This is a genomic window from Bradyrhizobium nanningense (genome assembly GCF_004114535.1).
GTDB classification, from domain to species: Bacteria; Pseudomonadota; Alphaproteobacteria; order Rhizobiales; family Xanthobacteraceae; genus Bradyrhizobium; species Bradyrhizobium nanningense.
Genome location: NZ_LBJC01000031.1, coordinates 105445 through 129169, shown reverse-complemented (window position 1 = coordinate 129169; position 23725 = coordinate 105445). Strand labels below are relative to the sequence as shown.

General features: G+C 63.8%; 20 protein-coding genes. 15 read left to right on the top strand and 5 right to left on the bottom strand.

Annotation, left to right across the window (positions count from 1 at the left end; all coding sequences use genetic code 11):
• Positions 1-219 precede the first annotated feature (219 nt).
• Complete coding sequence (locus XH84_RS26635) at positions 220-1986, bottom strand: adenylate/guanylate cyclase domain-containing protein (protein ID WP_245471858.1); 1767 nt, start codon at positions 1984-1986, stop codon at positions 220-222.
• A gap of 253 nt (positions 1987-2239) precedes the next feature.
• On the opposite strand from XH84_RS26635, the gene gstA reads away from it, so the two are divergent.
• Entirely contained in the window at positions 2240-2872 is a 633-nt protein-coding gene (gene gstA, locus XH84_RS26630; RefSeq protein WP_128922452.1) for a glutathione transferase GstA, read from the top strand.
• 340 nt (positions 2873-3212) lie between these two features.
• Here the strand turns inward: gstA and XH84_RS26625 are convergent, their stop codons facing one another.
• Positions 3213-4109: an alpha/beta hydrolase family protein gene (locus tag XH84_RS26625; RefSeq protein ID WP_128922451.1), complete on the bottom strand. Its 897-nt coding sequence runs from the start codon at positions 4107-4109 to the stop codon at positions 3213-3215.
• A 181-nt stretch (positions 4110-4290) separates the two neighbouring features.
• On the opposite strand from XH84_RS26625, the gene XH84_RS26620 reads away from it, so the two are divergent.
• Genes XH84_RS26620 through XH84_RS26610 form a run of 3 tightly spaced genes read left to right on the top strand, consistent with a single transcriptional unit; the run spans position 4291 to position 7819 of the window.
• Complete coding sequence (locus XH84_RS26620) at positions 4291-5679, top strand: class II 3-deoxy-7-phosphoheptulonate synthase (RefSeq protein WP_128922450.1); 1389 nt, start codon at positions 4291-4293, stop codon at positions 5677-5679.
• Between the two features lie 4 nt (positions 5680-5683).
• On the top strand, positions 5684-6037 hold the full coding sequence (locus tag XH84_RS26615) for a diacylglycerol kinase (RefSeq protein ID WP_128922449.1): 354 nt from the start codon (positions 5684-5686) through the stop codon (positions 6035-6037).
• Between the two features lie 24 nt (positions 6038-6061).
• The gene (locus tag XH84_RS26610) at positions 6062-7819 is read left to right on the top strand and encodes an NAD+ synthase (RefSeq protein ID WP_128922448.1); all 1758 of its coding nucleotides are present in this window, start codon (positions 6062-6064) and stop codon (positions 7817-7819) included.
• 178 nt (positions 7820-7997) lie between these two features.
• On the opposite strand, the gene XH84_RS26605 is transcribed toward XH84_RS26610, so the two are convergent.
• Together XH84_RS26605 and XH84_RS26600 are read right to left on the bottom strand one after the other, a co-directional pair.
• The gene (locus tag XH84_RS26605) at positions 7998-9191 is read right to left on the bottom strand and encodes a DUF2865 domain-containing protein (RefSeq protein WP_128922447.1); all 1194 of its coding nucleotides are present in this window, start codon (positions 9189-9191) and stop codon (positions 7998-8000) included.
• Positions 9192-9348: 157 nt separating this feature from the next.
• Positions 9349-9654, bottom strand: a complete 306-nt coding sequence (locus XH84_RS26600; RefSeq protein ID WP_128922446.1) for a hypothetical protein — start codon at positions 9652-9654, stop codon at positions 9349-9351.
• A 292-nt stretch (positions 9655-9946) separates the two neighbouring features.
• On the opposite strand from XH84_RS26600, the gene cysS reads away from it, so the two are divergent.
• The 4 genes from cysS (at position 9947) to XH84_RS26580 (ending at position 14056) form a co-directional block, all read left to right on the top strand.
• The gene (gene cysS, locus XH84_RS26595; RefSeq protein WP_128922445.1) at positions 9947-11329 is read left to right on the top strand and encodes a cysteine--tRNA ligase; all 1383 of its coding nucleotides are present in this window, start codon (positions 9947-9949) and stop codon (positions 11327-11329) included.
• 115 nt (positions 11330-11444) lie between these two features.
• Positions 11445-11936, top strand: a complete 492-nt coding sequence (locus tag XH84_RS26590; protein WP_164936634.1) for a GNAT family N-acetyltransferase — start codon at positions 11445-11447, stop codon at positions 11934-11936.
• Positions 11933-13531 carry a citramalate synthase gene (cimA, locus tag XH84_RS26585; protein WP_128922443.1) on the top strand — a complete coding sequence of 533 codons (1599 nt, stop codon included), beginning with the start codon at positions 11933-11935 and terminating at the stop codon, positions 13529-13531. The genes XH84_RS26590 and cimA overlap by 4 nt, the downstream gene beginning before the upstream one ends.
• Positions 13532-13678: 147 nt before the next feature.
• Complete coding sequence (locus XH84_RS26580) at positions 13679-14056, top strand: VOC family protein (RefSeq protein ID WP_128922442.1); 378 nt, start codon at positions 13679-13681, stop codon at positions 14054-14056.
• 4 nt (positions 14057-14060) lie between these two features.
• On the opposite strand, the gene XH84_RS26575 is transcribed toward XH84_RS26580, so the two are convergent.
• Complete coding sequence (locus XH84_RS26575; protein WP_164936633.1) at positions 14061-14666, bottom strand: LOG family protein; 606 nt, start codon at positions 14664-14666, stop codon at positions 14061-14063.
• A gap of 200 nt (positions 14667-14866) precedes the next feature.
• Here XH84_RS26575 and XH84_RS26570 point away from each other — a divergent pair, with 200 nt between their 5' ends.
• The 7 genes from XH84_RS26570 (at position 14867) to XH84_RS26540 (ending at position 23651) form a co-directional block, all read left to right on the top strand.
• Positions 14867-16825 (top strand): ABCB family ABC transporter ATP-binding protein/permease, encoded by a 1959-nt coding sequence (locus XH84_RS26570; protein ID WP_128922440.1) that lies wholly within the window; start codon positions 14867-14869, stop codon positions 16823-16825.
• 72 nt (positions 16826-16897) lie between these two features.
• Positions 16898-17602 carry a phosphatidylserine decarboxylase gene (locus tag XH84_RS26565; RefSeq protein WP_283811972.1) on the top strand — a complete coding sequence of 235 codons (705 nt, stop codon included), beginning with the start codon at positions 16898-16900 and terminating at the stop codon, positions 17600-17602.
• 86 nt (positions 17603-17688) lie between these two features.
• On the top strand, positions 17689-18570 hold the full coding sequence (locus tag XH84_RS26560) for a CDP-alcohol phosphatidyltransferase family protein (RefSeq protein ID WP_128922438.1): 882 nt from the start codon (positions 17689-17691) through the stop codon (positions 18568-18570).
• Positions 18571-18690: 120 nt separating this feature from the next.
• Positions 18691-19410: an RraA family protein gene (locus XH84_RS26555; RefSeq protein WP_164936632.1), complete on the top strand. Its 720-nt coding sequence runs from the start codon at positions 18691-18693 to the stop codon at positions 19408-19410.
• 456 nt (positions 19411-19866) lie between these two features.
• Positions 19867-20640, top strand: coding sequence for a motility protein A (locus XH84_RS26550; RefSeq protein WP_128922436.1), 774 nt, complete (start codon positions 19867-19869; stop codon positions 20638-20640).
• Positions 20641-20661: 21 nt separating this feature from the next.
• Positions 20662-21492, top strand: coding sequence for an OmpA/MotB family protein (locus tag XH84_RS26545; RefSeq protein WP_128922435.1), 831 nt, complete (start codon positions 20662-20664; stop codon positions 21490-21492).
• A 260-nt stretch (positions 21493-21752) separates the two neighbouring features.
• Entirely contained in the window at positions 21753-23651 is a 1899-nt protein-coding gene (locus XH84_RS26540) for a potassium transporter Kup (RefSeq protein WP_164936631.1), read from the top strand.
• Positions 23652-23725 lie beyond the last annotated feature (74 nt).

Here is a 23725-nt window from a genome sequence, read left to right as displayed (position 1 = left end):
TGGTAACGCTATGCGGCCGCCCATGGCAGCGCAGCGCTATGCTGTTCGGCTCACCTGCCCGGAAGCCGACATTGCGGCTATCCGGGCGAATGGCAGTCACGGCCATAACGGGACCTGCCGAGAGCGCTGAAAACCGGTCGCTTTTGAGGCACCGCTTCTCCGCTGGCAGGACCGTTGCGGTTGGGCCAATGGAAGCTGGGCCGCCATTCCACGAAGCTGTCACTGCAGACTCGTCACGCCTGCGCGACGCAACCCATCTGCGAGGTGCTTCCGGTATTTCGTCTCGAGATACGGGGTAGTGACATCGAACAGCTGTTGCGGATCCGCCGGCCGGGCGATCAAATCATGCAGTAACGGCCGAGCTTCCTCAATTCGTCCAAGTTGGCCCAGGCTCGCCAGCAGAATTCTGAGACCGAGATAATGGGGGCGCGTGCGGATCGCAAGCTGACCATAATGGCCAGCCTCCTCATAGTTCTCCTGATGATAGTGTGCTAGTCCGACGAAGCTGAAAAAGGCACCCGCCTGGGGATCGTTCGGGTTCAGCCGGAGACAGCGTAGCAGAGCGTCGAGCGCTTCCCTGAAGTGCCCGATATAGACCCGAACTAAACCGAGACTCAAAAAGCCGAGTGCAAAGTTCGGGTTGAGGTCGATCGAACGCTGCGCCTCCGCAAGCGCTTGTGCGTGCATTCGCATTACCAAACTCGTCCAGCACAACGCATAGTGGCAGTAAGGATCGCGGTCATCAAGCGCAACCGAGCGCGCCGCAGCCGCATGAGCCTCAGATGCCTCGTTTGCGATATCCCTGGTCCAGCCGTGCCAAATCCGGCTGTTCAGCGTGCGCGCCAGTGCCATGTGTGCCTGGGCGAGAGCCGGATCAAGGCTGATCGCCTGTCGCAACAAAACGACTGCCTGGTCCTGGTTCGCCGGAGTTATTTGCGAAAAATGCCCCATGGCCCGCATGCAGCAGTCGAATGCATCAAGATTGGTGACGGGCTTGCGAAAGGCTCGTCTGCCTTCGATCAGCAACATCTCGGGCTCGATCGCGCCGACCACGCTCTGGGTGATCTCGTCCTGGATAGCAAATATGTCGGCCATGTCGCGATCGAACCGCTCGGCCCATAGATGGTTTCCGGTTTCCGCCTCGATCAGCTGGCCCGTAATCCGCACGCGCTGACCGGCTCTTCGTACGCTTCCTTCGAGGATGTACCGTACGCCAAGCTCGCGAGCGACCTGCTTCACGTCGACGGCTCGAGCTTTGTAGACGAACGTTGAGTTTCGAGCGATGACGAAGAACCATCGGTGGTGCGACAGGGCGGTAATAATGTCCTCCGTGATGCCGTCCGCAAAATATTCCTGCTCGGGATCTCCACTCATGTTTGAGAACGGGAGCACCGCGATGGAGGGCTTATCCGGCAGCGAGAGGTCACCGCCCAACACGCCGGTAGCTGCCGGATGCTGAAGCCGCCAATCCACGGCGTACACCGAAACCGGCCGACTAATGTTCTTTAACGATCGTTTTCCGAGTGACATGAGTGGAAAATTGAGCTTGCCCTCGATCTGATCGCGCACCACGTCCGAAATGCAGATGCCACCAGGATCGGCAACTCCTTCTAATCGGGCGGCAATATTTACTCCGTCGCCGAACAAATTATCGCCTTCAACTATTAGGTCACCAACATTGACCCCAATGCGAAACTCCATCTTCTTGTCATCGGGAAGGTCGGCGTTGTGGCGGCTAAGAGCGCGCTGAATTGCCACTGCGGCGCGAACTGCCTGGACGGAACTGCTGAACTCCGCAATCACGCTGTCGCCGGCGCCGCCGAAAATCCGTCCAGCATGTTCAGATACCAGCTCAGATATTGCACGACGGCAGGACTCTAAAGTCCTCAACGTGCCTTCCTCATCGGCCGACATTAGGCGGCTGTACCCGGCAACATCGGCTGCCAGGATCGCGGCCAAACGCCTCATGGTCGATGGGGTGTCCATGCCGTCCCGCATCCTTGGTTTGGCGAGTGTACCCGATTTGAGGACGAAGGTAAGAGTAAGCGTGCCCGGCGATCGAGGTCCTTGTATGCCACTGCAGCGCCGCGATTGATGGGGTGTGCACTCCTGCTAAGCGGTAACCCAACCCCGTTAGCCAGCGACATGGCCCCGCAGGGCCATTTCAAACGTCATTTCTATGGTCGAAACGTAGTACGATGTCGTTCGATCTGTCCCTGCTTGCGCTGGTAGCAGTCTCATGAAGTTGTTTTTCGCTCCCGGCTCGTCCTCCCTACTGCCGCACATCGTTCTTCACGAAGCGGCAGTCCCCTTCGAGCCCATCAGGATCGACGAGCACACCAAGGCCATCTCGGGAGGTGGCGATTACAGGACCGTGAACCCTCTAGGCTACGTACCCGCTCTCTTGCTTGACGATGGGACGTTGCTCACGGAAGGAGCTGCGATTGTTCAATACGTGGCCGATCTCGTTCCCGGAAAGAAGCTTGCTCCGCCAAACGGCACGATCGAGCGCGTGAAACTTCAAGCGTGGCTCAATTTCTTCGCAAGCGAGATGCACAAGGGTGGCTTCTCGCCGCTGTTCTATGAGGGCGTGCCCGAGCAAGGCAGAGCTGTATTTCGCGCGCGTCTCAGAGCGCGCTTCACCTATCTCGATGGTCATCTTTCATTGAACGAATATCTGATGGGAGGTGACTATTCGGTGGCAGATGCGCACTTCTTCGTCATATCGAACTGGGCAAGCTGGGTGGATTTCGATCTGTCGCCGTACAGCTCGGTACTTGCGCATCGCCAGCGAGTAGGATCTCGCCCTGCCGTTGCTGCTGCTCTGACGGCCGAAGGGCTTGTGCCTTGGCCGGCCAAGCAACCTCATTGAGGCCGCATTCCCTCCGACGTCCGCCTTGGGTCACGAGCAGTAGATCACGCTCAAGGTGGTGACTTCCGCTTTACGGTGGCGAGCCGACATTTATGAGTACACGTCCTGATTCATGCCTACGCCGGCGGCCCGCGACCTCCTGCTTGGCCGCTTGCGCGTCGGCAAAGGCGGCTGCGCGGGAGTCGCACGCCTTTCAGCGTCTGCGTGGAAACCCGAGCCGCTGCCGGGCACGATCTACAAGTCCTTGCGTTGCCCGACGGGCAAAACATGCCAGGGGTGGGACAACCCTCATTGCCAAAAAGCTTGGGCGAGAAAAGCCGCGAGGACGCGAAGGCGTGTCTCACTCCCCCTGGACCCATTCCGCGACGCCGCGCCACAGCGTGTCGCGGTGTTCGAGGCGGAAGAAGCCGAAATGGCCTATTTCCTTGGCGCCGACCTCGGAGGGCTTCACGGTCAACACCTCCGGCTTGATCGTAGTGAAGCCGCTCGCCAGCAACTCGACCGCCGGCCGTGTCGCCCAGGGATCGTCGGAAAAGCACAGCGCGCGCAGCTCGCCCCTGAACTTTGCAAAGTTCTCCAGCGCCGGCAGCTTGGAATCGAAGAGATAGCGGGGGCTCGAGACCCACTCGGCCCATTGCAGGAAGACGCCCTTGGGCAAATCCTCGCCGATTCCGGCCCAGCCCGGCGCATAGCCGAGCGCGTGGGTGAGGGGCACGCCGACAAAATTCATGAAGGCGAAGACGCGGTACTTCTCGGGTGAGGTCATCAGCCGCCAGGTCGCGGCCTGCGAGGCCACGAAGGTCGCGCGTGAGATGTCGGTATTGTTCGCGATCAGCCCGAGCGCCTGACCGCCGAAGGAATGACCGATATAGGCGAGCGGCAGCGTATTGTACCGCTCGCGCATCCAGCGCACCGCGGCGGTGACGTCGAGCGCGGCCCAGTCCGACATCGAGGCCTTGAAGCCGACCAGCGATTTCGGCCGGTTGTAGCCGACCATCGCCGGCAGCCGGGAATCGCCGATGCCGCGGTAGTCGTAAGTGAGCACCGCGCAGCCGCGATGGGCGAGATAGGAGGCAAAGCCGCGATAGATTTTCCGCGGCACGGCGGTCGCCGAGTTGATCAGCACGGCATGGCGCTTGGCGCCCCGCGGCAGGAACAGGGTGCCGGTGAGCCCATACCCGTCGGTCGCCGGGAAGCTGATCTCGTCGATGAAAACGTCGTCCAAAGCTGCGTCCATGGGCAGAAGGTATCCTGCCAGTTTCCTCTAGCTTTCCCAGCAAATGCGAATTTGGCTTTCCCCGCAAGGGTTTGCGATGCAAAACGGATTTACAACTGGCGGGGCGGAGCGAGCCTGTGTATAAGGCGGCCCTCGCAACCCCTAGATCAGGTTGTGCTTTTTGCTTCACGGAGAGATTGCGATGTCCGAGCGGTGGACGCCCGAGTCCTGGCGCAGCAAGCCGGTGCTACAGGTGCCGGACTATCCCGACGCCAAGGCCCTGGCCGACGTCGAGGCGCAGCTTGCGACTTTTCCGCCGCTGGTGTTCGCGGGCGAGGCGCGCAATCTGAAGAAGGCGCTGGGGCGCGTTGCCGCCGGCGAGGCCTTCCTGCTCCAGGGCGGCGACTGCGCCGAGAGCTTTGCCGAGCACGGCGCCAACAACATCCGCGATTTCTTCCGCGTGCTGCTGCAGATGGCGGTGGTGCTGACCTATGCCGGCGCGGTGCCTGTGGTGAAGGTCGGCCGCATCGCCGGGCAGTTCGCCAAGCCGCGGTCGTCGCCGACCGAGAAGGTTGATGGCGTCGAGCTGCCGAGCTATCGCGGCGACATTGTCAACGACATCGCCTTCACCAAGGAAGCGCGCGTCCCCGATCCGCAGCGCCAGCTGATGGCCTATCGCCAATCGGCCGCGACGCTGAACCTGCTCCGTGCGTTCGCGACCGGCGGCTACGCCAATCTCGGCAGCGTGCACCAGTGGATGCTCGGCTTCCTCAAGGATAGCCCGCAGTCGCGCCGCTACAAGGAATTGGCCGACCGCATCTCCGACGCGCTCAATTTCATGCGCGCCTGCGGCCTCGATCTCGAGGCCCATCCCGAGCTGCGCGCCACCGATTTCTACACCAGCCACGAGGCGCTGCTGCTCGGCTACGAGCAGGCCCTGACCCGCGTCGATTCCACCACCGGGGACTGGTACGCGACGAGCGGCCACATGATCTGGATCGGCGACCGCACCCGCCAGCTCGATCACGGCCATATCGAATATTTCCGCGGCATCAAGAATCCGATCGGGCTGAAGTGCGGCCCGTCGCTGAAGCCCGACGAGCTGTTGAAGCTGATCGACGTGCTCAACCCCGACAACGAGCCGGGCCGGTTGACGCTGATCGGCCGCTTCGGCTCCGACAAGGTCGGCGAGCATCTGCCGAACATGATCCGCGCCGTGAAGCGCGAGGGCCGGGCGGTGGTCTGGTCCTGCGATCCCATGCACGGCAACACGATCACCTCGACGTCGGGCTACAAGACGCGGCCCTTCGACCGTATCCTGTCCGAAGTGAAGTCGTTCTTCGCGATCCATGCCGCCGAAGGCACCCATGCCGGCGGCGTGCATCTGGAAATGACGGGCCAGGACGTCACCGAATGCCTCGGCGGCGCCCGCGCGATCACCGACGAGGATCTCAACGACCGCTATCACACGGTCTGCGATCCCCGCCTCAACGCCGAGCAATCCATCGACATGGCTTTCCTGGTCGCAGAACTGCTCAAGCAGGAGCGCGCCGGCAAGGCCCAGCCGATGCCGGTCGCAGCGGGGCTCTAAAACCTTGCTGCGGATCTGGAAGGCCACGATCAATTCCCGTAACGGTCTGGCCTATGCGATTGGATCGGAGCAGGCCGTCCGCGAGGAGATCTTTGCGCTCCTGCTGTCGGTGCCGCTCGCCTGGTTGATCGGCGCGACTGCGATGCGGGCCGTCGAGCTGGTTTGTGCCGTCGCCTTCGTGCTGGTCGTCGAGCTGCTCAACACCGCGATCGAAAAGCTCGCCGACCGCCTGACCATGGACCACGACAAGCAGATCGGCCGGGTCAAGGACATGGGCTCGGCCGCGGTCGGCGTGGCGCTGCTGATGGCTGGTGCGTTCTGGATCTTTGCCGTCGTCGAGCGGTTGGGGTTCCTCTAGCCAACAGGATCGGACAAAGCGGCCATGACCGAACGTCTCAACGCATTCGCGGTCACGCTCGCCCAGCTCAATCCGACCATGGGCGACATCGAGGGCAACGCCGCCAAGGCGCGGGCTGCGCGTGGGCAGGCGATCGCCGACGGCGCCGATCTCGTGCTGTTTCCGGAATTGTTCATCGCCGGCTATCCGCCGGAAGATCTGGTGCAGAAGCCGTCTTTCCAGGCCGCCTGCCGCGCCGCGATCGAAGCTCTGGCGCGCGAGACTGCCGATGGCGGGCCTGCCATGCTGGTTGGCACGCCCTGGGTGGAGGAGGGCAAGCTCTACAATGCCTGCGCGCTGCTCGACGGCGGCCGCATCGCCGCACTTCGCTTCAAGTGCAATCTCCCGAACTACGGCGTGTTCGACGAGAAGCGGCTGTTCGCGTGTGGCCCTGCTGCGGGTCCCGTGACTGTGCGCGGCGTGCGCATCGGCGTGCCGATCTGCGAGGACATCTGGCTGGAAGAGTCCGAGGACTACGAGAACGTGGTCGAGACGCTGGCCGAGACCGGCGCCGAGATCATCCTGGTCCCCAACGGCTCGCCTTACGCCCGCGACAAGAACGACGTGCGCCTGTCGGTCGCGGTCGCGCGCGTCACCGAGAGCGGGCTGCCGCTGGTTTATCTCAACCAGGTCGGCGGCCAGGACGAGCTGGTGTTCGACGGCGCGTCCTTCGTACTCAACGGCGATCTCTCACTCGCGGCGCAATTGCCGGCGTTCGAGGAAAGCGTCACCACGCTGCGCTTCACGCGAAACGGTGACGATTGGCGCTGCGCGGGGCCGACCGCGACGCTGCCCGAGGGCGACAAGGCCGATTACGCTGCATGCGTGCTGGGCCTGCGTGACTATGTCGGCAAGAACGGTTTTCCCGGTGTGCTGCTCGGCATCTCCGGCGGCATCGATTCAGCGCTGTGCGCGGCCATTGCGGTCGATGCCCTCGGTGCCGATCAGGTGCATGGCGTGATGCTGCCGTATCGCTACACGGCGGCACACTCGATCGCGGACGCCGGCGAACTCGCCGGCCATTTCGGCATCCGCTACGAGGTCCTGCCGATCGCGGAAGCCGTCAGCGGGTTCGAGACCATCCTCTCGGGCCTGTTCAAGAATCTGCCGCCCGATGTCACCGAGGAGAATCTGCAGGCCCGCACCCGCGGCACGCTCTTGATGGCGATCTCCAACAAGACCGGCCTGATGGTGGTGACGACAGGCAACAAGTCCGAGATGTCGGTCGGCTACGCCACGCTCTATGGCGACATGAACGGCGGCTTCAATCCGATCAAAGATATCTACAAGACGCAGGTGTTTCGCCTGGCGAGCTTGCGCAATTCCTGGAAGGCGGACGGCGCGCTCGGACCTGCCGGAGAGGTGATCCCGCCCGACATCATCACGCGGCCGCCGACCGCGGAGCTGCGCGAGAACCAGCGTGACGAGGATTCGCTGCCGCCTTACGAGGTGCTCGATGCCATTCTGGAGCGCCTTGTCGAACGCGAAGAGCCGCTGGATCAGATCATTGCCGCCGGTTTCGATCGCGAGACCGTCACCCGCATCGATCATCTGCTCAACGTCGCCGAATACAAGCGCCGCCAGGCCGCGCCCGGCGTGAAGGTCACGCCGAGAAATTTCGGCCGCGACCGCCGCTATCCCATCACCAACCGCTTTCGCGACAAGGGTGAGAAACTACAGGCGGCGGATGAGACGCTGGTGTCGCGCGGGAGCAAGGCCTCGATCGACGCGTTCGAGGGGTAGGGGGCTAGCTCGGTCGGTTGGACGAACGCTCTGGCCACATAACGTACTGTCATCATCCGCGAAGGCGGATGATCCAGTACTCCGCGGCGGACATTGTGAACACCAAATTCCCGCCGCGGAGGACTGGATGCCCCGCCTGCGCGGGCATGACAGCTGAGATTGGAGCGGGCGCCTTAGTCTACTTCTGCTGCTGCGGCAGGAAGGTCGGGCCGACCGAACGGATCGGCTTGTTCTCCGACGAGGTCGCAGGGGCTGCATCCGCCGGCGGCGTTGCGGCCGGCGCAGTCGCCGTCGTCGGCGCGGGGGCCGCGCCCTTCTTGGCATTGGCAGGCGCGCCCTTGTTGAGCCGCTGCTGCTGCATCTTCCTGGCGCTCTCCTCGGTGACGATGATGTCGCCCTGCTGCTCGGCCGCCGCCTTGTCGTCGGCAGATTTCAGCGCGTCCGCCCAGGTCTGTCCTGCGGCCTTGCAGGAGCAGGACGGGTTGAACTCGCTGCGGAATTTGAACGCTGTCGGCAGCGCCGTGTAAGGCTGGCCGCCGATCGAGACCGCCGAGTTCATGTCTTCCCCGGGATTGCGATGGCTGTAGAGCACGGCTTCCGCGGCCGGGCAGAGCGCCTTGCAGGTCCTCTCGTCGTCGGGGAAGCGCGCCGGCACCGTCGCAAACGAGATCGGGAAATAGGCGCCGTCGCAGGTGCGCACGCACACGGTGCGGTAGGTGCCGGATTGCGATTGCGGCCCGAGATCGGAGGGCGGCACACCTTGCGGATTGCCCGCATTGTTGCCGCCGAACAGGTTGCTCAGGAAGTTGCCGCCGCCTTGCGACTGCGCGGCGTTGGCGTATTGCGGGCCGCAATTGTTCTGCGCCAGCGCCGCCAGCACCGAGCGGCGCTGGTTGTCGCGCTCCGGATTGAAACCGCCGGCGCCGCCGCCGCGCAGGCGCTCGAGATTGCCGGTGATCTGGTCCAGATTGGCGCGCATCTGCTGGATCTGGGTGTTGACCGGGCCGCATTGTGCCGACTGGCCGTTGAACAGCGAGAAGAAGCCGGAGGAATCGCAGCCCATGCGCTTGGCCTGCATGGTGACGCGGTCGAGCTCGGCCTGCTGGCGGGTCTGGGAATCCTGGTAGCGGCGGATCTGCTCCTCACGCGCGGGATCGCCACCGCCGCCGCGGTCCAGCGCGGCGAGCTGGCCTTCGAGGCGCACGCACATCGGATTCGGCCCAAGGCCGTTCTGGCCCGCTTGCGGCGGCGGTCCGGGCGGACCGGCCTGAGCGAAGGCGCCGGTGGCGAGCACGGCCGTGCTCAGGAGCACGATGCAGGCAAGGAGAAAGCGAGCACGGGAGAGGGACAGGAATTCAGGCATATCCGCCATTCTAGCGAGGTCACGGCCCAATGTGACTTTCCAACGTGACTTTCCAACTTGACTTGGAGGGCCGAAGCGCGCCCTCCCAATAGCCGCTTCCTGCGGCATCGTCACGTCGTTTCAGGGGCCAAAGGACCGGCCTAAGCTGCGCCAGCTCCGAGCAAATTCAGCGCTGGCAGGTGATTGCGACATATTCGTCGCAACGGCCTTGGGAGCAATTTGTGCCGGTTTTGGGGACAGAACCGGTAATTTCGTCGGGATCGACCCGGCGATAGCTCGATGCCTGGGCAAAATCGCGTGACTGGCAATAGGTGCGCGCGGCGGAGGCGCCACATTTGTCGCCTTTGGCCAGACAATGGTCGATGCCGTAGCCGTCCGCCTGGTTGGCGATGATGAAGACGCGGCTCTCGGCGAAGGCGCTGGATGCCGCAACGATGAAGGCGCTGGAAATCAGCGCGGGCAAGAATCGCATGAAAAGGTACCTGGGGCAAAAAGGGGAACTGCCGGTTCCAGAATGGGCTCAAATGGTTAGGGGATCATGAACCATTGTGGCAGGGGAGCGCCTTGCAAGGAGCAAAATGGCGTTTTCGCGGCTCTCTTGACGCAGGGGCGCCTGATGGCCCATATGTTCCGCATGAACGGTCTCCTCGCCATCTGTGCCATTTGCCGCGAGATTACGAGCTAGCGATTCGCTGGCTGGAGCCGTCTTTTCTCAAACACATTGAGAGCCTTGGACGCCCGGCCAACAGCCGACGGGTATCCATATGGAATTGCGCCTTTACGATACGTTGAGCCGGGAAAAGCGCACCTTTGTGCCGCTCGATCCGAACAACGTCCGCATGTATGTCTGCGGACCGACCGTCTATGACTTCGCCCATATCGGCAATGCGCGGCCGGTGATCGTGTTCGACGTGCTGTTTCGGTTGCTGCGCCATCTGTATGGCGAGGCGCATGTCAAATATGTCCGCAACATCACCGACGTCGACGACAAGATCAACGACCGTGCCGCACGCGATTTCCCCGGCCTGCCGCTGAACGAGGCGATCCGGAAGGTCACCGAAGAGACCGGCAGGCAGTTTCATGCCGACGTCGATGCACTCGGCGCATTGCGGCCGAGCGTCGAGCCGCGTGCGACCGAGCACATCGCCGAGATGCGCGAGATCATCGAACGACTGGTCAAGGGCGGCTTCGCCTATGTCGCGGAGGATCACGTGCTGTTCTCGCCGCAGGCGATGAACGCGGCCAACTCCTCGCTGCCGCGCTACGGCGCATTGTCCAATCGCTCGCTCGACGAGATGGTCGCCGGTGCCCGCGTCGATATCGCGCCCTACAAGAAAGGCAACACCGACTTCGTGCTGTGGAAGCCGTCCAAGTCGGGCGAGCCGTCATGGCCGTCGCCGGCCGGCATCACGGCCGAGGGGCGTCCGGGCTGGCACATCGAGTGCTCGGCCATGGCCTGGAAGCATCTCGGCGAGCACTTTGACGTCCATGGCGGCGGCATCGATCTCGTGTTCCCGCATCACGAGAACGAGGTCGCACAGAGCTGCTGCGCCTTCCACCGAGAGCGCATGGCGAATTATTGGATGCACAACGGCTTCCTGCAGGTCGAGAGTGAGAAGATGTCGAAGAGCCTCGGCAACTTCATCACGATCCACGAGCTGCTCAAGGACTGGCCGGGCGAGGTGCTGCGCCTGAACATGCTCAAGACGCATTACCGTTCGCCGATCGACTGGACCATGAAGTCGCTCGAGGAGAGCGCCAAGACGCTCGACGACTGGTATCGCGTCGCGGCGGACGTCGAACCCGGCAAGCCGGCTGCGTCCGTTGTCGAGCCGCTGCTCGACGATCTCAACACGTCGCTGGCGATCGCGGCGCTGCACAGCCTGCGTGGCAGCAATGTGCACGCCCTGGCGGGGTCATTGGGGCTGCTCGGCTTCCTGTCCGAGAGCGCTGCGCAATGGGAAGGCCGCAAGCAACAGGCGAGCGGCGTCGATGCCAAGGAGGTCGAGCGCCTGATCGCGGAGCGCACGGCGGCGCGCAGCCGCAAGGATTTTGGGGAATCCGACCGCATTCGTGATGTGCTCGTCGCGATGGGCGTTGCGATCAAGGATTCCAAGGAAGGAACGACGTGGGAGGTCGTACGATGAAGCGCCCCGACACGCCGTTCCCGCGGCACTGGCTCTATTACATCGCGCTGAAGATCGCGCTGCTCGTGGGCGCCGTGCTGCTGGTGCTCAAGCTCTATGGGATGTGGTGAGGACGATGGGACAGACTTTGCCAAAGCCCGGCTTGCGGCCGTTCCTGCCTGATGATGTGCCCCTGCTCGCCGCGATCTTCACCGCCAGCATCGAGGAGCTGACCGGCGAGGATTATAGCGAAGCGCAGCAGCAGGCCTGGATGGAGGTCGCGGAAGGCGAAGAGTTCGGCAAGCACCTCGCCTCCGACCTGACGCTGATCGCGACGATCGAAGGCTCGCCGGTCGGCTTTGCTTCGTTGCGCGGCAACGACCATATCCGCATGCTCTATGTGCATCCAGCCGTAGCCAAGCAGGGCATCGCCACCATGCTGGTCGATGCGCTGGAGAAGCTTGCCGCCGGCCGCGGCGCGCAAAGTCTCATCGTCGATGCCAGCGATACCGCGCAGGGCTTTTTCGCCAAGCGCGGCTACACGGCCCAGCAGCGCAACAGCGTCACCGTCAACGACGAATGGCTCGCCAATACCACGATGAAGAAGATGCTCGGAGCGGGGCAATGAGCAAAGAGCGCCTTTATCTGTTCGACACCACGCTGCGCGACGGCGCGCAGACCAATGGCGTCGATTTCACGCTGGCCGACAAGCAGGTCATCGCCGCGATGCTCGACGATCTCGGCATCGACTATGTCGAGGGCGGCTATCCCGGCGCCAATCCGCTCGACAACGAATTTTTTGCGACCAAGCCGAAGCTGAATCATGCGCGCTTCACCGCGTTCGGCATGACGCGACGGGCCGGGCGCTCGGTCTCGAACGACCCCGGGGTGGCTGGGCTGTTGGAAGCAAAGGCAGATGCGATCTGCTTCGTGGCGAAAGCTTCGGCCTATCAGGTGCGCGTCGCGCTGGAGACGACGAAGGAGGAGAACCTTGCTTCGATCCGCGACAGCATCGCGGCCGCCAAGGCCGCCGGTCGTGAGGTCATGCTCGACTGCGAGCATTTCTTCGACGGCTACAAGGAAGATGCGAGCTTCGCGCTCGCCTGCGCCAAAGCCGCCTTCGATGCCGGCGCGCGCTGGGTGGTGCTGTGCGACACCAATGGCGGCACCATGCCTGACGAGGTCGAGGCCATCGTCACCGAGGTGACGAAGCACATCCCCGGCGATCATGTCGGCATCCACGCCCATAACGACACCGAGCAGGCGGTCGCCAATTCGCTTGCCGCGGTGCGCGCCGGCGCGCGGCAGATCCAGGGCACGCTGAACGGCCTTGGCGAGCGCTGCGGCAACGCCAATCTGTGCTCGCTGATCCCGACGCTGAAATTGAAGAAGGGTTTTGCCGACGCCTTCGAGATCGGCGTCACGACGGAGAAGCTGGCGACGCTCGTCAAGGTCTCGCGGACGCTCGACGACATGCTCAACCGCGTGCCGAACCGGCATGCTCCTTACGTCGGCGAGAGCGCCTTCGTCACCAAGACCGGCATTCATGCCTCCGCGGTGTTGAAGGACCCGCAGACCTACGAGCACGTGTTGCCGGAAACGGTGGGCAATCACCGCAAGGTTCTGGTCTCGGATCAGGCCGGACGGTCCAACGTCATCGCCGAGCTCGACCGGGCCGGCATCGCTTACGAGAAGAGCGATCCGAAGCTGACGCGCCTGGTCGAGGAGCTGAAGGAGCGCGAGGCTGCCGGCTACGCCTATGAGTCCGCCAACGCGTCCTTCGAGCTGCTTGCGCGTCGCACGCTCGGCAAGGTGCCGCATTATTTCGAGGTCGAGCAGTTCGACGTCAACGTCGAGCAGCGCTACAACGCGCTCGGCGAGCGCGTCACCGTGGCGCTGGCGGTGGTGAAGGTCGACGTCGCCGGCGAGCACCTGATCTCGGCCGCCGAAGGCAATGGTCCCGTCAACGCGCTCGACGTTGCCATGCGCAAGGACCTCGGCAAGTACCAGAAATACATCGAGGGACTGAAGCTGATCGACTACCGGGTGCGTATCCTCAACGGCGGCACCGGCGCGGTCACGCGCGTGCTGATCGAGAGCGAGGACGAGAACGGCGACAGCTGGACCACGGTTGGAGTTTCCCCGAACATCATCGACGCCTCGTTCCAGGCGCTGATGGATTCGGTGATCTACAAGCTCGTGAAGTCGGGCGCGCCGGCGTAGGATGATGACTTAGGGAACGGCGGCGCCACAAACGCCGTCATTGCGAGCGAAACGAAGCAATCCAGAATCCCTCCGCAGGGACAGTCTGGATTGCTTCGTCGCAAGGGCTCCTCGCAATGACGTGGGGAGAGAGGAGGGGCCTAACCAATGATCGACCACATTTCCGTCGGCGTCAGCGATCTCGAGCGCGCCGCGAGATTCTACGAGGCCACGCTCGCAGCTCTCGGCCTTGCGCGCCTCGTCGCGCGGCCGCGGACGGTCGGCTTCGGCAAGGCCTATCCCGAGTTCTGGATCAATCTGCGCGAGAACATGCCGCCTGTAGCCCGGGAAAGCGGCGTGCACATCTGCCTGCGGGCGAAGACGACGGGCGAGGTCGACGCGTTTCATGCCGCAGCTCTCGCGGCGGGCGGGGCCTCGGACGGCCCGCCCGGCATCCGCCCGCACGATCGCGTGCGCTATTACGCAGCCTTCGTCACCGATCCCGACGGCAATCGGATCGAGGCGGTGACGTTCCCGAGCGCGTAGACTTTCAGAGCTTGCGCGCCACTTCCGGCGCGAGCTTCTTCTCGGCCTCGGCGATCTGGGCCGAGGCGGCTTTCAGCTTCGGCAGAATGTCCTCGACGCGATCGGCCTTGAGGATGTCGACCGAAAGGCCGGCGCGGATGAACTCGGTCTGGCGCATATGCGACAGCAGCGAGAACAGTGGCTCCCAGAAATTGTCGATGTTGGCAAGCAGCACCGGCTTGGCGTGACGGCCGAGCTGTTTCCATGTCAACTGCTCGACCAGCTCTTCCAGCGTGCCGACCCCGCCCGGCAGCGCCACGAAAGCGTCGGAGCGTTCGAACATCAAACGCTTGCGCTCGTGCATGTCGGGAGTGACGATCATCTCCTGCACACGCGTCAGCGCGTTCTCGCGCAGCCGCAGGAAGTCCGGGATGATGCCGGTGACGGTGCCGCCGTGATCGAGCACGGAGGTCGCGACCGCGCCCATCAGGCCGAGCGAGCCGCCGCCGTAGACGAGACGGATGTCGTTCTCGGCGAGCGCCTTGCCGAACGCCTTGGCGCCTTCGGTGAAGCGGGGATTGGTTCCGGGGCCGGAGCCGCAATAGACACAGACGGTTTTGATCGTGCTCATTGGTGCCATGATGCATTGCAGCGAAGATGCGTCAAGCCCAATCGCTGATTCGGATCACCCGGAAATCTACCGGTAAATGGCGACAAACAATCGAAGATTCGCCATCTGGCGGGGTGCGCTGGCATCGGGAAGGCTCTATATGACAGGCGAAAATCGTTAATCGCAACGCTGCTCGCATCCGGCGGGCTTTCAGGCTCTTGATGGACCAACCTCAATCGTTGAACGGCGCCGACGTTCCTGATCCGCCCGTCGCGGGCCCGCTGGAGCGGGCCACGCTGATGGGCACGCTGGCGCATCTGTGGCCCTATATCTGGCCGGGCGATCGCGTCGACCTGAAGATGCGGGTGGTCTGGTCGATGGTGCTGCTGCTCGCGGCCAAGTTGATCACGCTGGCGGTGCCGTTCAGCTTCAAATGGGCGACGGACGCGCTCACCGGCGCCAACACCGCGCCAATACAGGCCGATAACTGGCATCTCTGGGTGATCGCCTCGCCCTTGCTGCTGACCGCAAGCTATGGCGTGACGCGCATCCTGATGGCGGTGCTGACGCAATGGCGCGACGGCCTGTTTGCACGCGTGGCCATGCATGCGGTGCGCAAGCTCGCCACCATCACCTTCATCCACATGCACGAGCTGTCGCTGCGCTTCCACCTCGAGCGCAAGACCGGCGGCCTGACGCGCGTGCTGGAGCGCGGCCGCGAGGGCATCGAAGTCATCGTGCGCATGGTGATCCTGCAGCTGATCCCGACCATCGTCGAGGTTTCGCTGCTTCTCGCCGTGCTGCTCTGGCAGTTCGACTGGCGCTACGTCGTGGCGACGTTGATCACCGTCGCGATCTACATGTACTACACCTACATCGCGACCGAGTGGCGGATCGGCATTCGCCGCAAGATGAACGATTCCGACACCGAGGCGAACACCAAGGCGATCGACTCGCTGCTCAACTACGAAACCGTGAAATATTTCAGCGCCGAGGCCCGCGAGGCGCAGCGCTACGACAAGTCCGTCGCGCGCTACGAGGAGTCGAGCGTCCAGGCCTATACGTCGCTCGCGGTGCTCAACACCGGCCAGGCGGTGATCTTCACGCTGGGCCTGACCGCGACCATGCTGATGTGCGCGATCGGCGTGCGCAACGGCACCAACACGGTCGGCGATTTCGTGCTGGTCAACGCAATGATGATCCAGCTCTACCAGCCCCTGAACTTCATGGGCATGGTCTATCGCGAGATCAAGCAGGCGATCATCGACATCGAGAAGATGTTCGGCGTGCTCGGCCGCGAGGCCGAGATCAAGGACGCACCCGATGCCAGGCCGCTGGTCATCTCTGCCGGCACCGTCCGCTTCGAGGACGTGCGCTTTGCCTATGAGCCGACGCGCCCGATCCTCAAGGGCATCAGCTTCGAGGTGCCGGCCGGCAAGACCGTCGCCATCGTCGGCCCGTCGGGCGCAGGCAAGTCGACCATCTCGCGCCTTCTGTTCCGGCTCTATGACGTCTCCGGCGGCAAGATCCTGATCGACGGCCAGGACATCCGTGCGGTGACGCAGGATTCGCTTCGCGCCTCGATCGGCATGGTGCCCCAGGACACCGTGCTGTTCAACGACACCATCCGCTACAACATCCGCTACGGGCGCTGGGACGCCGATGATGCCGAGGTCGAGCAGGCGGCGCAGCTGGCGCAGATCGATCATTTCATCCGCCTGGCGCCGAAGGGCTACGAGACCCAGGTCGGCGAGCGGGGGCTCAAACTGTCCGGCGGCGAGAAACAGCGCGTCGCGATCGCGCGCACTGTCTTGAAGGCGCCGCCGATCCTGGTGCTGGACGAGGCAACCTCGGCGCTCGACACCCATACCGAGCACGAGATCCAGGGTGCGCTCGACCGCGTGGCGAAGAACCGCACCTCGCTGGTGATCGCCCACCGGCTCTCGACCATCGTTGGGGCCGACGAGATCATCGTGCTGGATCAGGGCCGCATCGCCGAACGCGGGACCCACGCCAAGCTGCTCGCGCATGGCGGTCTCTATGCCAGCATGTGGAACAGGCAGCGCGAGGCCGAGGCTGCACGCGAGAAGCTGGCCAAGATGGCCGATACCGGCGAGGCCCCCAACCGGGAGCCGCCGCCGGTCGACGACGCCCTGACGGCGCCTGCGGCGGCGGAGTGACCTTGTCTCCGGTCCCAACTCTGGCCTAAACAGACCCGCGCGACGATCCGCGCCATCAACCCTGAGCGGCAGATAACGATGTCCATTCTCGATTCGATCCAGCGTCAGATCCCGCCGATCCACAAGGAGGGCTATCCCTTCATCGGCGGCTTTGCGCTGGTAAGCCTGATCCTGTTCTGGCTGTGGTCGCCGCTGGGCTGGATCGGCACGATCCTGACGGTGTGGTGCGCGCTGTTTTTCCGCGATCCCGTGCGCGTGACGCCGGTGCGCGAGGGGCTGGTGGTGTCGCCGGCCGACGGCCGCGTCTCGATGATCACCATGGCGCTGCCGCCGGCCGAGCTTGGGCTCGGCGACCGGCCATTGCCGCGCATCTCGGTGTTCATGAGCGTGTTCAATTGCCACGTGAACCGCGCGCCCGTCGCGGGCAGGGTGGACCGCATCGCCTACCGTCCGGGCCTCTTCATCAATGCCGAGCTCGACAAGGCCAGCGAAGACAACGAGCGCAACTCGCTGGTCATCTCGACACCGACGGCTCGCATCGGCGTGGTCCAGATCGCAGGCCTCATCGCCAAGCGCATCGTCTGCTTCGTCAGGGAAGGTCAGGCGATCGGCGCCGGCGAGCGCTTCGGTCTGATCCGGTTCGGCTCGCGGCTGGACGTCTATCTGCCTGTGGGCACCAAGGCGCTGGTTTCGGAAGGGCAGACCGCCATCGCCGGCGAGACGATTTTGGCCGATCTTGTCGTAGACGACCCCAGCCGCGCCTACCGCGCCAATTAACCAATAGTCGGTCGACGAGGGCTTTCCGCCACAATGGCGGAGAGGGGCGTGGCTTGCTATATCTCGCCTTGAGGTGAGGATCAGCCATGACGCCCTACGACTTCAAGAATCCTGACGTTCGCCGCCGGCGGTTCCGCCCGATTCCGGTGCGGATGCTGGTGCCCAACGTCATCACGTTGCTGGCGATTTGCGCTGGGCTGACGGCGATCCGGCTGTCGATCGAGGGGCGGATGACGCTGGCCGTCTATGCCATCGTGTTCGCCGCCGCGCTCGACGGTATCGACGGGCGCATCGCGCGCATGATCAAGGGCCAGTCCAAGTTCGGCGCCGAACTCGACAGCCTCGCCGATTTCGTCAATTTCGGCGTCGCGCCCGGCCTGATGCTGTATTTCTGGCAACTGCACGAGCTCGGCAACGCCGGCTGGATCGCCGCGATGGTGTTTGCGATTTCCATGTGCCTGCGGCTCGCGCGCTTCAACGCCACACTGGACGATCCGAACAAACCGGCCTTTGCCGCCAACTTCTTCACTGGCGTGCCGGCGCCGGCCGGGGCCATCACCGTGATGTTGCCGATCTATGCGGTCTTCCTTGATCTGGGACGCTGGCCTGCGGCGCTGACGGCCGGCTACACGCTGCTGATTGCCTTCCTGATGGTGTCGCGCCTGCCGGTGTTCTCCGGCAAGAGCATGCGGATGCGGGTGCCGCCGGAACTGGTTCTGCCGGCGTTCGTCGCGGTGATCGTCTTCATCGCACTGCTGATCGCCTATCCCTGGCACGTGCTGTCGATCGGCACGGTGCTGTATCTTCTCGCTTTGCCGCTCGGCTACAAATCCTATCGCGACCAGGCACGCGCGATGGAGGCGGCGGCCCCTGCGGGCGGCGAGGTCTCGTCGCCACCCTCGGCGCCGACGCTGGCGAATTTGTCCGAGCCGCCGCACGACGACGACCGGCCCGGACGGCTGCACTGAACGGCGACACGCGGATATCTGCCATGAGGACCGCCGAGTTGGGTTGAGACCCGATCTCGGCTATATCGCCCTGTGACGGCGGCGTCGCGTCAATCAGCCGCCAATCTGGGAGAGAACGCCGTGACTGATAAAGCGACCGGGCCGCTGCCCGCTTCCGTCCTCGAAGCGCTGGGCCGCTATGATACGCCGACGATCTGCAATGCCATGGAGATCGTGGCGCCCGAGCGCCGGCTGATCGGCTACACCACCAAGCAACTGGTCTGCCCGTTCCCCGATTTGCCGCCGATCGTCGGCTATGCCCGCACGGTCGCGATCCGCTCGGTGTTGAGATCCTCGCTTCCGGCTGAGGAGCAATCGAAGCGCCGCATCGAATATTACGAATATGTCGGCACCGGCCATGGGCCGCGCATCTCGGTGATCCAGGACATCGACGGTCCTGACGTCGGCTACGGCGCGTTCTGGGGCGAGGTGCAGAGCAACGTGCACAAGGCGCTCGGCTGCCTCGGCGTCATCACCGACGGCTCGATCCGCGACATTCCACAATGGGCGCCGGGCTTCCAGGCGTTGGCCGGCTCGATCGGCCCGTCGCACGCCTGGGTCCACGCCGAGAGTTTTGGCGGCGAGGTGCGAGTCGCCGGCATGACCGTGAGGTCTGACGACCTCATCCACGCCGATCAGCACGGCGCCATCGTGATCCCGCTCGACGTCGCGGCAAAGCTGCCCGAGGCTGCCGAACTCTGCGGCCGCCGCGAGACGCCGATCCTGGAGATCGCCCGCAGCCCCGACTTCTCGCTGGAGAAGCTGAAGGCCGCACTGAAGCGCTCGGCGGAGATTCATTGAGCTTACGGCAACGACGCCGGACGCGCGCTTACCTTGTTCGGTCAGGAGGCAGCCCGATCAGGTTTGCTGCGCCACGGTTTTTGATCAATCGCGCAGCGATTACAGCGAAGACGGCCTCGAGAGAGCAGGGCCGTCGCGCGTCGTCCTGAACGGCATCAACGCGCGCACCAATCCGCAGATCGGCGATTCCGATGCGCGCAAGCGCCTGCGCGAGCTGGGTCTGAACTGACGGGGCTGGCACGCTAGCGCGCAATCATGGTTAGCAAAGCATTGAGAATCCTGTCGGCAAGCGGCAAAGCCGGCATCCTCCGAGCGGACTGTGCCGCTCCCTCGCGCCGCCTCAACTTAACCTTTACGCGGCTTTAAGGGCGGCGCTCTAGGGTTTCCGATGCGGTTCGGGGTTGGGCCGCGCCAGCGGCCAGGACGGCCGTTGTTGCGTACGCGTTGGAGTCTCCGATGGATATTATGACGGGCGTTGGGCTCGTGGCGGGCACGATCGTCATCGCGACGATGATGCTGCTGGGCGGCGACCTCCACATGTTCATCTCCGAGCATGCGATCATCATCATTTTCGGTGGGTCGGTTTCCGCCACCATGATCCGCTTTCCGCTCAGCGCTCTGCTGCATGGGCTGCCGCTTGGCGCCAAGTTCGCCTTCACCATGAGCCGGCTGTCGGCGCATGACCTCGTCGACGAGCTTGCGCGCATTGCCGAGATCGCCCGCAAGCAGGGTCCGGTCGGCCTGGAAAAGGTCGAGACCGACGAGCCGTTCCTGGCCAAGGGCATCCGTTACGTCGCCGACGGCTACGACCTTGATTTCATCCGCGACAATCTCGAGCGCGACCGTGACAACTTCCTGATGCACCTCGACGAGGGCAGCAAGATCTACCGCGCCATCGGCGACTGCGCTCCGGCGTTCGGCATGGTCGGCACCCTGATCGGCATGGTGCAGATGTTCGCCAACATGACCGATCCGTCCAAGCTCGGTCCGTTCATGGCGACGGCGCTGCTCGCCACGCTTTACGGCGCGCTGGTCGCGAACCTGTTCTGTCTGCCGATCGCCGACAAGCTGCATGGCAAGCTGCTGGATGAAGAAACGAATCGCACCTTGATCATCGACGGCATCCTGATGATCCGCGACTCCAAGAGCCCGACCTTGGTGCGCGAAATGCTGCTGGCCTATCTGCCGGAGAAGCATCGGAACGCCGAAGGCGAGCCGGTGCCGGCCTGATCGCGCCCCAGGATTTAGGCCATGGCCAAGAAGAAACGCGGCGATGCGCACGGCGGCGGTCACGGCTGGTTCGTGACCTTCGCCGATCTCATGGGCCTGATGATGAGTTTCTTCGTCATGCTCGTGGCGTTCTCGACCCAGGACGCCAACAAGCTGAAGATCGTCGCGGGTTCGATGCGCGATGCGTTCGGCATTCAGAGCGAGGCGCGCTATTCCGGCATCGTGGAGTCCGACGGCCTGCCGACCCGTCCGCGGCTGAAGAACGTCGACCATATCCAGCCCGAGGATGCTTCCAATACGCCGACCCCGGACCAGGAAGATCGCGACAAGACCTCGGGGGCGAAGATCAAGGTCGATCGCAATTTCGCGCTCGCCGCAGCCTCGCTGCGCCAGGCGTTGCAGGACATGCCGGAGCTGACCGAGATGTCCAAGCACATCATGTTCGAGGAGACCAAGCAGGGGCTCAACCTGGAGATCGTCGATCAGGACGGCCGCTCGATGTTCGCCGACGGCTCCAAGGTGCCGTATGATCGCACCCGCCGCCTGGTCGAGAAGCTCGCAGTCCCGCTCAAGGCCACGCCGCTCCGCGTCTCGATCGCCGGCCACACGGCGGCCGGCTTCGTGCCGAACCGCAGCGACTATGGCGCCTTCGATCTGTCGGCCGACCGCGCCAATGCCGTGCGTCAGATCCTCGAACGCGAGGGGCTGCCGCCGTCGCACATTTTCGCCGTCTCCGGCAAGGCGGACACCCAGCCGCTCTTTCCGGACGATCCTTCGCTCGCAGCCAACCGGCGGGTGACCATCACCCTGATGCGCGAGGATCCGCCGCTGCCGCCGAATCTGAAGCCATGAGCATGATCCGGGCCCGGAGGGCAGTGCTAGCGCAAAGCGGGCACCGGTTTTCCGACGTGATCATGCCCGGAAAATGGGCTGACTTGGCCCCCTTGCGCTACTATCTTACCTGAGGCATGTCGTCGCGCTGGCGATGAGCGTGGCTGCGGCGTTACGGCATCCGGCTCCGCGCCTGCTATGGTGGCGCGCCGATTGACAGGCGCGCCGGAAGCGTCAAAAGGCGCCGGATCAATTCCAGGGACGAAGCGTTCTCCACCCTCATGACGGCGAGCATCACACAGGCCGAGACCCACGAAGGGCCGGCCCGATCAGGTTTTTGGGCCCTTACGCTCGGGAGCATCGGCGTCGTCTTCGGTGATATCGGCACTTCGCCGCTCTATGCCTTCCACGAGGCTGTCCGGGGCGCAGCTCATGGCGAGCCGGTCTCACGGGTCATGGTGCTCGGCGTGCTCTCGCTGATCCTGTGGGCGCTGCTGATCGTCGTCACCGCCAAATACGTCCTGCTGCTGCTGCGTGCCGACAACAACGGGGAGGGCGGCACACTCTCCCTGATGGCGCTCGGCCAGCGTGCGCTCGGACGGCGGAGCTGGTTCCTGCTCGCCCTCGGCGTGGTCGGCGCCTCCATGTTCATCGGCGATTCCATGATCACGCCGGCGATCTCGGTGCTATCGGCAGTGGAAGGCCTGAAGCTCGCAACCCCTGCGCTCGAGCACTACGTCGTGCCGCTCACCGTCCTCATCCTGGTGCTGCTGTTCGCGGTGCAGAGTAAGGGGACCGCGCTGGTCGCTTCGGCCTTTGGGCCGGTGATGGTGGTTTGGTTCACCGTCATCGCTGTGATGGGGGCGGTCCACATCGTCGACGACCCCTCCGTGCTGGCGGCGATCAATCCATACTATGCAGTGCAGTTCGTGCTGTCGCATGGCACGATCGGCCTCGTGACACTCGGCGCGGTGTTCCTGGCGGTGACCGGCGGCGAGGCCCTCTATGCCGATCTCGGCCATTTCGGACGCAAGCCGATCCAGTCGGCCTGGATGTTCTTCGTGCTGCCCGCGCTCCTGATCAACTATTTCGGACAGGGTGCGCTGGTACTGTCCGATCCCAGCGCGATCGAGCACTCGTTCTATCGCATGGTACCCGAGAAGCTGGTGCTGCCGCTCGTCGGACTTGCGACTGCGGCCACCGTGATCGCGAGCCAAGCGGTGATCACCGGCGCTTATTCGCTGGTCTATCAGGCGGTGCAGCTCGGCCTGCTGCCGCGCTTCGAGGTGCGTTACACCTCGGAAACCCATGCCGGCCAGATCTACCTGCCGCGCGTGAACCGGCTGCTGCTGATCGGCGTGATGCTGCTGGTGCTGCTGTTCCATACCCCGAGCAACCTGGCCTCGGCCTACGGTATCGCGGTCTCCACCACCATGGTTGCTGACGGCATCATGGGCTTCGTCGTGATCTGGAAATTGTGGAACTGGCGCGCCGCCACCGCTGCTGCCGTGATCGTGCCCTTCGTCGTCGTCGACCTCAGCTTTTTCAGCGCCAATCTCTTGAAGCTGCTGGAGGGCGCTTGGGTGCCGCTGCTGTTCGGCGCGGCCATGGCGGGAACGATCTGGACCTGGCGGAAGGGATCCGGGATCTTGATCCAGAAGACGCGCCGGATCGAGGTGCCGCTCGACGACCTGATCCGGAGTCTCGAGAAGCGGCCCCCGCACATCGTCAAGGGTACCGCGGTGTTCCTGACCAGCGATCCCGCGTTCGTGCCGACCGCGCTGCTGCACAATCTCAAGCACAACAAGGTCCTGCATGAGCACAACGTGATCCTGACCATCGAGACCGCCCACACGCCGCGGGTCGACGTGTCGGAGCGATTCCGCATGGAGAAGATCAGCGACAAGTTCTCCAAGGTTCGTCTGCGCTTCGGCTTCATGGAGCAGCCGAACGTGCCCAAGGCGCTCGCGATCGCGCGCAAGCAGGGCTGGCAGTTCGACATCATGTCCACGTCGTTCTTCGTGTCACGAAGGTCGCTGAAGGCGTCCGCGCAGTCGGGCATGCCGCTGTGGCAGGATCACCTTTTCATTGCGCTGAGCCGGTCGGCCAATGATGCCACCGACTATTTCCAGATTCCCACTGGGCGGGTGGTTGAAGTCGGCACACAAGTCACCATTTGAACGCAACTGGCGGACCTATGTGAATTTTGCATGGTAAGGACCCGAAATCGGGCTAGGCTATGCCGGTAGCGCAG